12 protein-coding genes are annotated in these 13,614 nt (G+C 60.5%); 5 read left to right on the forward strand and 7 right to left on the reverse strand.

Going from position 1 to position 13,614, the window contains the following annotated elements:
* Positions 1 to 96 precede the first annotated feature (96 nt).
* Positions 97 to 1,884, forward strand: coding sequence for an aspartate--tRNA ligase (aspS, locus tag PYH37_RS17165; protein WP_280732684.1), 1,788 nt, complete (start codon positions 97 to 99; stop codon positions 1,882 to 1,884).
* A gap of 236 nt (positions 1,885 to 2,120) precedes the next feature.
* Here aspS and groL read toward each other — a convergent pair whose 3' ends face one another.
* From groL to PYH37_RS17180, 3 genes are all read right to left on the reverse strand, one after another.
* Complete coding sequence (groL, locus tag PYH37_RS17170; RefSeq protein ID WP_280732685.1) at positions 2,121 to 3,749, reverse strand: chaperonin GroEL; 1,629 nt, start codon at positions 3,747 to 3,749, stop codon at positions 2,121 to 2,123.
* Positions 3,750 to 3,871: 122 nt separating this feature from the next.
* Positions 3,872 to 4,090 carry a hypothetical protein gene (locus tag PYH37_RS17175; RefSeq protein WP_280732686.1) on the reverse strand — a complete coding sequence of 73 codons (219 nt, stop codon included), beginning with the start codon at positions 4,088 to 4,090 and terminating at the stop codon, positions 3,872 to 3,874.
* A 199-nt stretch (positions 4,091 to 4,289) separates the two neighbouring features.
* Positions 4,290 to 5,483, reverse strand: coding sequence for a hypothetical protein (locus tag PYH37_RS17180; RefSeq protein ID WP_280732687.1), 1,194 nt, complete (start codon positions 5,481 to 5,483; stop codon positions 4,290 to 4,292).
* 414 nt (positions 5,484 to 5,897) lie between these two features.
* Between PYH37_RS17180 and parC the strand changes: the two genes are divergently transcribed.
* Both parC and PYH37_RS17190 read left to right on the forward strand, forming a co-directional pair.
* Positions 5,898 to 8,174, forward strand: coding sequence for a DNA topoisomerase IV subunit A (parC, locus tag PYH37_RS17185; RefSeq protein WP_280732688.1), 2,277 nt, complete (start codon positions 5,898 to 5,900; stop codon positions 8,172 to 8,174).
* A 166-nt stretch (positions 8,175 to 8,340) separates the two neighbouring features.
* Entirely contained in the window at positions 8,341 to 8,670 is a 330-nt protein-coding gene (locus PYH37_RS17190; protein ID WP_280732689.1) for an ArsR/SmtB family transcription factor, read from the forward strand.
* An 18-nt stretch (positions 8,671 to 8,688) separates the two neighbouring features.
* On the opposite strand, the gene PYH37_RS17195 is transcribed toward PYH37_RS17190, so the two are convergent.
* The 4 genes from PYH37_RS17195 to hemB all read right to left on the reverse strand — a co-directional run bounded on the left by PYH37_RS17195 (position 8,689) and on the right by hemB (position 12,128).
* Positions 8,689 to 9,600 (reverse strand): DMT family transporter, encoded by a 912-nt coding sequence (locus PYH37_RS17195; RefSeq protein ID WP_280732690.1) that lies wholly within the window; start codon positions 9,598 to 9,600, stop codon positions 8,689 to 8,691.
* Positions 9,601 to 9,603: 3 nt separating this feature from the next.
* Positions 9,604 to 10,389 (reverse strand): arginyltransferase, encoded by a 786-nt coding sequence (locus PYH37_RS17200; protein ID WP_280732691.1) that lies wholly within the window; start codon positions 10,387 to 10,389, stop codon positions 9,604 to 9,606.
* Positions 10,390 to 10,561: 172 nt separating this feature from the next.
* Positions 10,562 to 11,026, reverse strand: coding sequence for an RDD family protein (locus PYH37_RS17205; RefSeq protein WP_280732692.1), 465 nt, complete (start codon positions 11,024 to 11,026; stop codon positions 10,562 to 10,564).
* An 88-nt stretch (positions 11,027 to 11,114) separates the two neighbouring features.
* A complete protein-coding gene (hemB, locus tag PYH37_RS17210) occupies positions 11,115 to 12,128 on the reverse strand; it encodes a porphobilinogen synthase (protein ID WP_280732693.1) in 1,014 nt (337 codons plus the stop codon).
* 181 nt (positions 12,129 to 12,309) lie between these two features.
* Between hemB and PYH37_RS17215 the strand changes: the two genes are divergently transcribed.
* On the forward strand, positions 12,310 to 12,747 hold the full coding sequence (locus PYH37_RS17215) for a DUF6163 family protein (RefSeq protein WP_280732694.1): 438 nt from the start codon (positions 12,310 to 12,312) through the stop codon (positions 12,745 to 12,747).
* Positions 12,748 to 12,877: 130 nt separating this feature from the next.
* On the forward strand, positions 12,878 to 13,390 hold the full coding sequence (ldtR, locus tag PYH37_RS17220) for a transcriptional regulator LdtR (protein ID WP_280732695.1): 513 nt from the start codon (positions 12,878 to 12,880) through the stop codon (positions 13,388 to 13,390).
* Positions 13,391 to 13,614: the final 224 nt, after the last annotated feature.

Raw genomic sequence — 13,614 nt, forward strand, 5'->3', positions numbered from 1 at the left:
CAAAACCGGCGCATCATGCGCTTTTCCGCCCGATTTTGACCATGCCGCCCGCCGCCTCGGCGAGCCTGCGCGGTTTTGCAATTCCAGGATTAGACGATGCATCGTTACCGCAGCCACACCTGTGCCGCCCTCCGCAAGTTGGATGTCGGCTCCACCGTTCGCCTCTCCGGCTGGGTTCACCGCGTCCGCGACCATGGCGGCGTGCTCTTCATCGACCTTCGCGATCACTATGGAATGACTCAGGTCGTTGCCGATCCGGACTCGCCGGCGTTCAAGATCGCCGAGACTGTGCGCGGCGAATGGGTCATCCGTATCGACGGGACGGTGAAGGCTCGTACCGACGAAACGGTCAACAAGAACATGCCGACCGGCGAGATCGAGCTTTATGCCCGCGAGATCGAAGTGCTTTCGGCAGCCAAGGAGTTGCCGCTGCCGGTCTTCGGCGAGCCCGATTATCCGGAAGACGTGCGCCTCAAATACCGCTTCCTCGATCTGCGTCGCGAAACGCTGCACAAGAACATCGTCAGGCGCACCGAGATCATCGCGGCCATGCGCCGGCGCATGGGCGATATCGGGTTCACCGAATATACGACGCCGATCCTGACGGCGTCCTCGCCGGAGGGCGCGCGCGACTTCCTCGTGCCGAGCCGCATCCATCCGGGTAACTTCTACGCGCTTCCGCAGGCGCCGCAGCAGTACAAGCAGCTTTTGATGGTCGCAGGCTTCGACCGTTATTTCCAGATCGCCCCCTGCTTCCGGGACGAGGATCCGCGCGCTGACCGTCTGCCGGGCGAGTTCTACCAGCTAGACCTCGAAATGAGCTTCGTCGAGCAGGAAGACGTATGGGACACGATGGAGCCGATGATCCGCGCGATCTTCGCGGATTTCGCCGGGGGCAAGCCGGTGTCGGAAAAGTTCCCGCGGATCCCCTATGACACGGCGATCCGCAAATACGGGTCCGACAAGCCGGATCTGCGCAACCCGATCGAGATGCAGAGCGTGACCGAGCACTTCGCCGGTTCCGGATTCAAGGTCTTCGCCAACATGATCGCCTCGAACCCGAAGGTCGAGGTTTGGGCGATTCCGGCCAAGACCGGCGGTAGCCGGGCCTTCTGCGATCGCATGAACGCCTGGGCTCAGAGTCAGGGTCAGCCGGGCCTTGGATACATTTTCTGGCGCAAGGAAGGTGAAAGACTCGAAGGCGCCGGGCCGCTCGCCAAGAATATCGGCGAGGAGCGCACCGATGCGATCCGTACGCAGCTCGGTTTGAACGATGGCGATGCCTGCTTCTTCGTTGCCGGCGAACCGGCCAAGTTCTACAAATTCGCCGGCGAGGCCCGGGCGAAGGCCGGCGAGGAGTTGAACCTCGTCGACCGCGACCGTTTCGAGCTGTGCTGGATCGTCGACTTCCCATTCTACGAGTGGCTGGAAGAGGAGAAGAGGATCGACTTCGCGCATAACCCGTTCTCGATGCCACAAGGTGGCCTCGAGGCGTTGAACGGCGATGATCCGCTCTCGATCAAGGCCTACCAGTACGACATGGTTTGCAACGGCTTCGAGATTGCCTCTGGCTCCATCCGAAACCAGCTGCCGGAAGTTATGGTCAAGGCCTTCGAGTTGACCGGCAAATCGCAGCAGGAAGTCGAGGAGCAGTTCGGCGGTCTCTATCGCGCCTTCCAGTACGGCGCGCCTCCGCATGGCGGCATGGCCTTTGGAATCGACCGCATCGTCATGCTGCTCGTCGGCGCCAAGAACCTTCGGGAAATCTCGCTGTTCCCGATGAACCAGCAGGCGATGGACTTGTTGATGGGCGCGCCGTCGCCTGCAATGCCGGCGCAACTGCGCGAACTGGCGATCCGGCCGATCCCGCAGAAGAAGGACTGACGTTCTTCCGAAACACTACAGCGCCTTGCGTCTTTTCAGACGCACAAAGATTGCCGTAGCACTTTGAATTGCTGCATGTTTTTTTCTAAATCGAGCTCCGATTTAAGGAAACATGCAGTAGAAGAACCCGGCGATCGCCGGGTTTTTCTTTTTTTTGGATGGCTTCGCTGTTCGGCTGCCGAAAGGGCGCGGCTAGACATAAGCGGTGGGTGGCGCGTCCGCCCAGAATGACCGCTTCAGAAGTCCATGCCGGGTGTGCCGGGCATCTGCGGTGGCGCCTCCTTCTTCGGCTTCTCGGCGACCATCGCTTCCGTCGTCACCAAAAGACCCGCGACTGAGGCTGCGTCCTGCAAAGCCGCGCGCACGACCTTTACTGGGTCGATCACGCCCATTTCGTAGAGATCTCCGAATTCACCGGTCTGAGCATTCCAGCCATAGGCGAGATCCGGTTTCTCGCGCAGTTTCCCGACGATGATTGATCCTTCCGCGCCTGCGTTTTCGGCGATCTGGCGCGCCGGCGCTTCGACCGCGCGCCGCACGATCTCGACGCCCACGCGCTGGTCGTCATTGACCGTCTGGACGTCGTCCAACGCGTTGACGACACGCAGCAGCGCAACGCCGCCGCCTGGCAAAATGCCTTCCTCGACCGCCGCGCGCGTCGCATGCAGCGCGTCATCGACCCGGTCCTTCTTTTCCTTGACCTCGATCTCGGTCGAGCCGCCGACACGGATCACCGCAACGCCGCCGGCAAGCTTTGCGAGCCGCTCCTGGAGTTTCTCGCGATCATAGTCCGATGTCGTTTCCTCGATCTGCGCCTTGATCTGGCTGATCCGACCGTTGATGTCCTCCTTCGCGCCGGCACCGTCGACGATGGTTGTCGTCTCCTTTTCGACCACCACCCGCTTCGCGCGCCCGAGCGTCTCCATCGTGACGTTTTCGAGCTTGATGCCGAGATCCTCGGAGATAACTGTGCCGCCGGTAAGCACCGCGATGTCCTCCAGCATCGCCTTGCGCCGATCGCCGAACCCTGGCGCTTTGACGGCGGCAATCTTCAATCCCCCGCGCAGCTTGTTGACGACAAGCGTTGCCAGAGCCTCGCCTTCGACGTCTTCGGCGATGATCAGAAGCGGTTTTCCGGCCTGGATCACCGATTCCAGGATTGGGATCATTGCCTGCAGATTGGAAAGCTTCTTCTCATGGATCAGGATATAGGCGTCCTCCAATTCGACGCGCATCTTGTCCTGGTTGGTGATGAAGTAGGGAGAGAGATAGCCGCGGTCGAATTGCATTCCCTCGACAACCTCGAGTTCGATCTCGGCGGTTTTTGCCTCTTCGACGGTGATTACGCCTTCATTGCCGACCTTTTCCATCGCTTCGGCAAGATAGCGGCCGATCTCGGCATCGCCATTGGCCGAGATCGTGGCCACCTGGGCGATCTCCGCATTCTTCGAGACCTTGCGGGCATGCGTCTTGAGCTCCTTGACGATCGCTTCGACAGCAAGGTCGATGCCGCGCTTCAGGTCCATTGGGTTCATGCCGGCAGCGACTGCCTTAGCGCCTTCCTTGACGATCGCCTGAGCCAGCACCGTCGCCGTCGTCGTACCGTCGCCGGCAACGTCGCTCGTCCGCGAAGCGACCTCGCGCAGCATCTGCGCACCCATGTTCTCGAACTTGTCCTCAAGTTCGATTTCCTTGGCGACCGACACGCCGTCCTTCGTGATCCGCGGCGCGCCGAAGGATTTCTCCATGACCACGTTTCTGCCCTTGGGACCCAAGGTGACCCGGACAGCGTTGGCCATGATGTCTACGCCGCGCAGCATGCGGTCGCGTGCATCGGTACTGAATTTGACTTCCTTGGCAGCCATGGTGCTCCTCCCTCAAGACGGAAATTTTGCGATGCATCGACGGCTACCCACGCAAAGGTGCCGAATATTCGGTCTCCACAGCCCTGCAGCCAAGGCATCGCCCGAAGGCCGCCCTGATGTGCTCACTCCTCCTCGTCGTCGGGCGTCAGGATATCGATCAGGGCCGCGACGCGCCCCGCTGGTAGATGGCGGCCCTCGCCGATCAGGGCCTCGTCATTGTTGACCCAGGCGATCGCCTCGGCGAGTTCACCCGCCGTCGCGCCCGTCGCAAGAAGTTCGGCCATCAGCGTTTCGTCGACGGGGCCGAGGATGGCGGTGATATCTGACTGCTTCAGTCCCATGGCGTACTCCTTCCGCTTTATCGGTCGAGAATGCGCGAACCTTCGGTGACCTCATGCAAAAATAGATAGGCCAACGCCTCCAAGCATCAAGCGCGGCATCATAACACCAATAGCCAAGATAGAAAAAAGCCCGGCGGCAGGCCACCAGGCTCGCTGTCGAAACTTGCGCTACCGCGTTTCGCGGTCCGCCCGTGAAATGCTAGTCGTTCGCCGTCACCTTTACGCCGAGGACCGAAGGTATGGTATTCGGCGCCCCCATGGCCGCGCCCATGATCATAGGAAACGGCACGGGCTTTTCGGGCTGCGCGGTGATCGTCAGGCTCTTCGGCCCGTCGAGATAGGTATTGATCGCCGCCGATACCTGGTTCTGCAGTTCCGGCACGTTGAGCTGTGCCATCATGATCGGTACAAGCGCTTTCAGCGACTGCGCCAGCTGATCGCCGGTGACGCCCTGCTGGCTACCGGCATAGTCGAGCGCCTTTTTCGTGATCGAAGCGTCGTCGAAGCGGATCGAGGCGCTGTTGAAGGTGAGCTGCTGCATGAGGCCCAGCATTGAGAGCTGAAAGGCCTGGTTGGCCTCCGCCTTGTTCGGGTTGGCCTCGATGGCCTTTGTGGCCTCCTGCAGCGATTTCATGAACTGGAGCGTGTAGCCGGAGAAATCCATGGCGATGTTCAGCCGGCCGACATTCTTGAAGTCGAGAGCATATTTCTCAAGCGCGAGGTTGCCGCTCTCGAGTTCCCAACTGCCGTTCATCGTAACTTCGCCGTCGAGCTTCGTCAGGCCAAGCTTTTCGATCGCCTCCTTAGCCTTTGCATCCTCCACGTCCGAAAGGTCCGCTTTCAAGCCGGCGAGCGTTGCGTCAAAATCGAAGCCTGCATCATTTTCCTGCCGCGTCAGATTGGCTTCCGTGCTTTCCGCCGTGAACACGTCCTTGCCCTTGACGTTCACCGAGATCGGCCCGGTTCCGGCCGTTTCGTAGAGCAGAAGGTCGTTGATCGTGGCGCCGGCCGGATTGCCGGGAATAGAGAGGCCGCCGATCGATATATCCTTGGCCGACAAACTTGTTCCGTCCTGGCTGACATTGACGTCCGGGAACGAGACGGTCTCGGCATAATAACCGCCGCCATCGCTTTCCTCCACGCCTTCGAAAGTCACTTCGCCGATGTCGATCTTTTCTCCGCCTTTCCCTGACACTTGCAACTTGACGCCCGTCACGGTCACCACATCGCCGTCCGCGTCCGCCTTGTCGAAGAGCAGAGAGGAGCCGTTTGCGGACATCGCTGCGTTGAGCTTCTTCATCATGTCCGCGCCGTCCAGAGCGAAGGCTGGGCCGGTAAGTGTGAGGAGGGCCGCACTGGCCATCATCAGGCGGATCTTGCATGTATGCTTCATTGCGGCGTTCCTTATGAAAATGCTTGATTGTTGTTCTGTGATAGGCTGGCGCCTATCTGAGTGATCTTTGCGGGGTGCGTCAACTATAGCCCGCGGAGCCTAAAGCCGGGTTTGCCCGCCGCTGGATGCCTACGCACCGGCGGCGCGGCCTCTCGCTTGAAGCGGTTCCTTCCACTCCATCCTCGATTTTCAGCTCAGTCAAATCAGCGGGTCCCGAAGCTAGTATGAAACAGAGCAAATATATATTCGGTGCGTGAAAGGCACATGTTCCCCTCGGATCATCGTTTCGCGAAGATTACCGCTCTCGTCGGCATTATCGCGCCCCCGGCACAAGGCAAGTGTCGCATGTACGTTCTCCACAGCGCGATACCTTGAGATTCTTGCCGTTGACGACCGGTTGCGGTAGCAAGGGGCATGGGACAAAGCCTTTTGCCGCCGTCTGGCGGGGATGACAACATTCAGCCGGTTGACCTCAAGGCGGCGCTGGAAGAGCGTTACCTCGCCTATGCGTTGTCGACCATCATGCACCGCGCCTTGCCGGACGTTCGCGACGGCCTGAAACCGGTCCACCGCCGGATCGTTCACGCCATGAGCGAGATGGGGCTGAGGCCCAATACCTCGTTCAAGAAATGCGCCCGCATCGTCGGCGATGTGATCGGTAAGTTTCACCCGCACGGCGACCAGTCCGTGTATGATGCGCTGGTGCGTCTGGCGCAGGATTTCTCGCAGCGCTACCCGATCGTCGACGGCCAGGGTAACTTCGGCAATATCGACGGCGACAATGCGGCTGCCTATCGTTACACCGAAGCGAAGATGACCGAGGTTGCGGCCCTCCTGCTCGAGGGCATCGATCAGGACGCCGTCGACTTTCGTCCGACCTACAACGAGGAAGACCAGGAGCCGGTCGTGCTTCCCGGCGCCTTCCCGAACCTTCTCGCTAACGGTGCCTCCGGCATCGCCGTCGGCATGGCGACGTCCATTCCGCCGCACAATGCGCATGAGCTTTGTGATGCGGCCCTCTATCTCATCCGCCATCCGGATGCGACGGTTGAGGATCTGCTGTTCGACCCCGCCAATCCGCAACGGGGCGGCATCGAAGGACCGGACTTTCCGACCGGCGGCGTGATCGTCGAAAGCCGCGCCAGCATGCTCGAATCCTACCGGACGGGCCGCGGCGGCTTCCGCGTCCGCGCCCGCTGGGTTGCAGAGGATCTGGGCCGCGGCGGATACCAGATCGTCGTCACCGAAATTCCCTACCAGGTTCAGAAATCACGGCTGATCGAGAAGATCGCCGAACTGCTCATCGCGCGAAAGCTGCCGCTGCTTGAGGACGTCCGGGACGAGTCGGCTGAAGATGTGCGCCTGGTGCTGGTGCCGAAGAGCCGCTCCGTCGACGCCAATATCCTCATGGAATCGCTCTTCAAGCTGACCGAGCTCGAAAGCCGCTTTCCGCTCAACCTGAACGTTCTCTCGATGGGGCGCGTACCGCGCGTCATGGCGCTGAACGAGGTGCTGACGGAGTGGCTGGCGCATCGCCGCGAGGTGCTGCAGCGGCGCTCGCGCCACAGACTAGCGGCGATCGACCGCCGGCTGGAGATTCTCGGTGGCTACCTCGTTGCCTATCTCAACATCGACGAAGTCATACGGATTATTCGCGAAGAGGACGAGCCGAAGGTTGTGCTGATGGAGCGGTTCACGCTCACCGACCTCCAGGCCGAGTCGATTCTGAACATGCGCCTGCGCTCGTTGCGCAAGCTTGAAGAATTCGAAATCCGTACCGAGTTCGACGCTCTGTCGAAGGAAAAGTCAGAGATTGAGGCACTGCTCGCGTCCGACGAGAAACAATGGCAGGCGGTCGCCTGGGAAATCGGCGAGGTCAAAAAGAAATTCGCCAAGGCAACCGAAATCGGCAAACGCCGCAGCACCTTCTCGGACGCACCCGAGGCCGATGTCGAAGCAATCCAGCAGGCGATGATCGAGAAAGAGCCGATCACCGTCGTCATCTCCGAAAAAGGCTGGATCCGCGCCCTCAAGGGTCACATCTCGGATACGTCATCGCTCCAGTTCAAAGAAGGCGATGCGCTGAAGGTGGCGTTCCCGGCACAGACGACGGACAAGATTCTCGTCTTTACGACCGGCGGCAAGGTCTACACGCTCGGCGGTGACAAGTTGCCGGGGGGGCGCGGGCACGGAGAACCCTTGCGCATCATGGTCGATATGGAAAACGACCAGGACGTGCTGACTGCCATGGTGCACGATCCGGCGCGAAGGCTCATCATCTCGTCGGCGGCCGGCAACGGCTTCGTCGTCACCGAAAGCGACATTGTTGCCAATACCCGCAAGGGCAAGCAAGTGATGAATGTCGGCATGCCGGATGAGGCAAAACTCGTCGTTACCGTCAGGGGCGATCATGTCGCGATCGTCGGCGAGAACCGCAAGTTGCTCGTTTTCCCCCTGTCGCAGATTCCGGAAATGGCACGTGGCAAGGGCGTCCGTCTTCAGCGCTACAAGGATGGCGGCGTTTCCGACATCCGCTGCTTCGCCATTGCGGAGGGCCTCACTTGGGAAGACAGCGCCGGTCGCGTCTTCACCAAGGCCAAGGACGAACTGATCGAGTGGTTTGGCGATCGCGCTGCCGCTGGCCGAGCCGTGCCGAAGGGCTTCCCGCGGAGTGGCAAGTTCAGCGGCTGATTTCCGAGACTCGGCGCTTGCGAGCCTGAACCGTTCGTGGATCAATGTCCGTCCGCGGCGCTGCGCGTTTTCCGGACGCGCAATGTCGCCGTAACTCTTTGATCTACTGCATAATTCCATAAATTGGCCTCGATTTGAGGAATTATTCGGTAGAGAGAGGAACGCGATGACCTTGGCTCTAGACGATACATTGCTGGCGCTTGCGGATCCAACGCGCCGCCGCATATTCGAAGTCCTGTTTGCCGGTGAGACACCCGCCGCGGAGATTGCCGCAGCCGTCGGTATTCAGCGGGACGTCCTTTCCAAGCACATGGCTATTCTGGAAACTGCGGGACTGATCACCCGGCGGCGGCAGGACGACGGCGAACTGATCTCGGCCAATCCCGCGCCGCTTGAGATTGCGGCGGAGTGGATCAACACCAACCGGGAACTCTGGGCGATGCGTTCGCAGATGCCGGAGCTTTCGCAGGATGGCGGACCGGGCGGCCAGCAATAATCTGCCGATGCAGCCTGCTCATCCGGTAAACGGCAGTTCGGCGCACGGAACCTGCGTCTTTGCAGCCTTGCTGCGCATCTGCCAGAGCGAATGACCGATCAAGGCGAAGATCAGGATGGCGCCGCCGAGGAGCGTCTGACCCGTCGGCGTTTCGGAAAAGACGATCCATACCCAGATCGGCGCGAGGATCGTCTCGAGCAGATAGAACATGCCGACTTCCGGCGCGGAAAGATATCGTGGCCCCGTCGCCAGGCAAAAGAAGGCGAGGGGTATCATCACCAGACCGTTGAAGAGAATGTAACCGGGTTCGGCAATGGCGATGCCGCCCGACGGTATCAGCATGAACGCGGCGATGGCAGGGAAGATTGCCGTCGCGAGCGGCACCAGCGCCATGTCCCGGCCGCTCGCGCGGCTGATCGTTATGGCGCTCGCAAGCAGGAAGGCCGAGCAGGCGGCCATGGCGTCGCCGAAGACGTGTCCGCTCTCGAGCCCGTCCTGCACGATCACGCCGACGCCCAAAACCATGATCGCCATCGTGAGCAGGGTGGCATTGGAAGGACGCTCCCTAAGGAAGATCCAGGAAAGCATCGCCGCGAACATCGACGTAAACGCAAGGACGAAGACGACGTTCGCCGTCGATGTATTGAACACGGCAAGCAGGAAGGTAAACGAATTGATGCCGTAGAACAGGCCGGCGATCAGGCCTGCCTTGCCGGGGATCAGCGCGACACGGCGGCCGAGTATTCTATTGATCACCAGCCAGGCAGCGAGTGCGATGAGGAAGGTCGAGAGGCTGCGGACTGCGAGTATCGACCACACTTCACCGTTTGCCGAACGGATCAGCGGAATGTCGAAGGAGAGGGCAAGGCCGCCGAGGCCGGTGATGGCAAGACCGCGCCGATGTCGGGCGGCGTCAGGGGAGAGGCTCAATTTTCAATCCGTGGTAGTCGCCGTTTCGGTGGATGGGTCCGGCCCAACATAGCGCTCCCAACCGCGTGCCATAAGGTGCTCCTGCGGCAAAAACTTTGTCTTATACCCCATTTTTCGCGATCCCTTGACCCAATAGCCAAGATAGACATGGGGCAGGCCGCGCTCCTTCGCCCGGCGGATGTGGTCGAGAATCATGAAGGTGCCGAGCGACCGCTCCGCCAAAGCGGGGTCGAAGAACGAGTAGACCATCGATAGGCCATCGCCCATGCGGTCGGTCAGCGCCGTTGCGATCAACGGGCCTCTCGCTTTCTCGTTGATGCCGTCGCCCTCGACCCGCAAGCGATATTCGATGATCTTCGTGTGCACATGGGTATCCTCGACCATCATCGCATAGTCGAGCACCGACATGTCGGACATACCGCCCTTCTGATGGCGGCGATCCAGGTAGCGCCGGAAGAGGTTGTACTGTTCGCTCGATGGTTCGGCGGGATATTCGGCGGAGATCACGTCGCGGTTGGCCGCGAGCACGCGGCGCATCGAGCGCGTCGGCGAGAATTCGTTGGCGAGGATGCGCACGGAAACGCAGGCCCGACAGGTTTCACAGGCGGGCCGATAGGCGATGTTTTGCGAGCGGCGGAAGCCGCCCTGCGTCAGGAGGTCGTTGAGCTCGGGTGCGCGCTCGCCCACCATGTGGGTAAAGACCTTCCGTTCCATCTCGTTCGGCAGATATGGGCAGGCTGCCGGCGCAGTCAGGTAGAACTGTGGAGACGGTGTGGTCTGGGTATTCATCGAGCGTGGGGGCCACTCTTTGCGTGGTTACTCATCATAATAGCATGGCCGAAGAATGAAAAACGTCAACACACTCGTTCAGAGCGGGACGAGGAAATGCAAGTGTTTTCCGCCTGCATCCGGCATCTCGATCTTAGAGCCGATCATTCCGCACGGAAACGGCGCCGCGGCCTCAGTACATATCACGCCGAACGGTGACCGTGCCGATCAGAAGGTCGTGTAATAGCCGGCCTCGATCGGTGAAGAGGCCGATCAGCAGGATAAGCGGCGTCAACAGTGCGTTGCCGATCCAGAAGATTGCCAGATGAACGACCGCCGTCAGAAAATCCATCGGTCGACCGTCGGTGCGCGCTATCGCCACGCCCATGATTCTCATTCCCGGTGAGGCCTGCTCCCTACCGCCGACAGTCAGCCCGAAATAGAGCATCGCCACCAGTGCGAAAAGGACGGGATAGAGGAGGAAACCGAGGCCAAGCGTCAGAATACCCAGAAAGAAGACGACGACTGCCGCCGGGATCCAGAGCAGCGCGATGATCAGATAGTCGATGATGAAGGCAAACACCCGGCGCGATAGCACACCTTGGTAAGCTCGCCAGTCCTGGCTTGGAAGTCGGAGTTCTTCATCGTGCATGCTCATGCGCGTGCCTCATACTGTTGTCGGTGAGATATGGGGAGCGAATTCGGCAAAACAATGCGCCGGCCGCAGGCGGTCCTGCCCGCGGATTTCACCGTTTCGCCAGGATTCGCGCCACTTCCACCGCGAAATAGCTCAGGATCCCGTCGCATCCCGCCCGTTTGAAGGCGAGCAGCGTCTCGAGCATCACCCGCTCGCCGTCGATCCAGCCATTGGCGGCAGCGGCCTTGACCTGGGCGTATTCGCCTGAAACCTGATAGGCGAAAACCGGCAGGCCGAAGGCTTCTTTCATTCGCCAGCAGATGTCGAGATAGGGAAGGCCGGGCTTCACCATCAGCATGTCGGCGCCTTCCTCGACGTCGAGTGCGGCATCGCGGATTGCCTCGGTGCCGTTGGCCGGGTCGATGTAATAGGTCTTCTTGTCACCCTTGAGCAGACCGCCGGTGCCGATCGCCTCACGATAGGGGCCGTAGAAGGCGGATGCGAATTTCGTCGCATAGGACATGATGCCGACATTCTGGTGGCCGGCGGCGTCAAGCGCCTCCCGGATCGCGCCGATCCGTCCGTCCATCATTTCGGAGGGGGCGATGATGTCGGATCCGGCATCCGCTTGCGTCACTGCGGCCCTGGCGACCACCTCCACCGTCTCGTCGTTGACGATCTCGCCGTCGCGCAGGATGCCGTCATGGCCGTGGCTCGTGAACGGATCGAGGGCGACGTCGGTAATGACGCCGATATTCGGAACGGCCTTTTTGATCGCGCGCGTCGCCTGATTGATCAAATTGTCGGCGGCCAGGCTGTTCGACCCGGTCTCGTCGCGAAGCGTCATCTCGATGTTGGGAAAGGTGGCGATCGCCGGAATGCCGAGATCGGCCGCCTCTTTGACCACTTCGACCGCCTTGTCGATGCTCATGCGGTTGACACCGGGCATCGCGTCGATCGGCTGGACGACGCCGCTGCCGGGCACGATGAAGATCGGCCAGATCAAGTCGTCGACCGTCAGCCGGTTCTCCTGCACCAGCCGCCGCGTCCAGTCTGCCTTGCGGTTGCGGCGCATGCGGCGGTGGCCCGTGATCCTGTCCACAAGATTTGTCCTATCGCTCATCGCGCCGCATCCTTCTTTTCATATGTCCTTCAGAAGGCGGTTTATCACGTGCCTCCGCGGGTTGAAAACTGCGTTGCTTGCCGCCAGCCTGCGGCATTTCTTCCCCGCGCGAGTATGCTCCCTTGAGTGTACCCGTCCTTCGTGCTGGTGGATCGCCGGTGCTCAGCCTATGTTGCCACCCATGCTTCACGATTCTGCTCATGTGCCGAAACCATCGCTGACCGAGGTCCTCTTCGGCTGGTTCCTTCGCTTGGTCTCCGCATCCTGTTTCTGGTTCGCGCTCGGTTATTGGGCCATGTTGATCGGCTTTTCCCACGGCGGCGCTGGCCGTTTCGACCTCCTGCCGCCAGAGTGGCGCGCCGCTGCGACGGCGCTTGCGGTCGTCTATCCGGTCGCTGCGATCGGATTGTGGCTTCTGGTCTCCTGGGGGCCGGTCGTCTGGGTCGTCGCCGCCGGGATCGAGGTCGCCATGTACGAGTTTTATCCCGCCATCATCGGCTCTAGGCCGCTGCTCTTGGTGTTGCACGGAGCCGTCGCCATCACCTTCGTGCTCTTCCGCGCGGCGCTTTTCTATCAACGGCTACGCCAGGCGCGGAAGGTAAGGGTTGATTCACCCTGAGACAGACTCGGTGGATGGTAAGTTCATGTTAAGGCTGCGGTTTAAGTAGAATTTTATACGTATTCGATAGTGTCTCACTCAAGGCGGGAAGACAAACAGACACCGCCAAACAAAACAGTGAGGCAACCAAATGAACACGAAAATGAAGCCGCAGGCAGTTGCGCCCCGAGACCCGCAGGAAGAAACGATCCGTGGTCTCTACATGGAATCCCTTCACCTCGTCGAGCGTCTGCATCGCCGTCTGCTCGACGTCATCAAGGATGAGTTCGACCGTCAAGGCCGCAGCGACGTCAATGCCGTCCAGGCACTGCTGCTCTTCAACATCGGCAACTCGGAACTTACCGCCGGCGAACTTCGCTCCCGCGGTTACTATCTGGGCTCGAACGTTTCCTATAACGTCAAGAAACTCGTCGATCTCGGGCTCATCAACCACCAGCGCTCCCGCATCGATCGCCGCTCGGTTCGCATCAGCCTGACGGAAGAAGGGCAGGAGATCGCCGAGACCGTCGCCAAGCTTTACGAGCGCCACATCGGCTCGATCCAGAAGGTCGGCGGGATCGGCTCCGACGAATTCACGCAGATGAACAAGCTCCTGCAGCGCCTCGACCGCTTCTGGAACGATCAGATCCTCTATCGCCTCTGATCGAGGCCGTACATCTACCTCTGGTTTCAAGGGTCGGCTGCAATCCCTGCGTGTCCGGCCTTTGCCGTCTTCGCTCGACGCGGTTGTTGCCGAAAATCCGCGGACGAGACTGGGCATTGCCGCGCTGCGGGTCCGCCGGCTCTCCCGAGACACGAATTGGCCATATTGCTATGACAGCGACGCTTGGATCGGCAGGTGTGTTCTTGCGCTTGTGAGGTGATTCG

The sequence above is a fragment of the Sinorhizobium numidicum genome (genome assembly GCF_029892045.1).
In the GTDB taxonomy this organism is placed as follows: domain Bacteria; phylum Pseudomonadota; class Alphaproteobacteria; order Rhizobiales; family Rhizobiaceae; genus Sinorhizobium; species Sinorhizobium numidicum.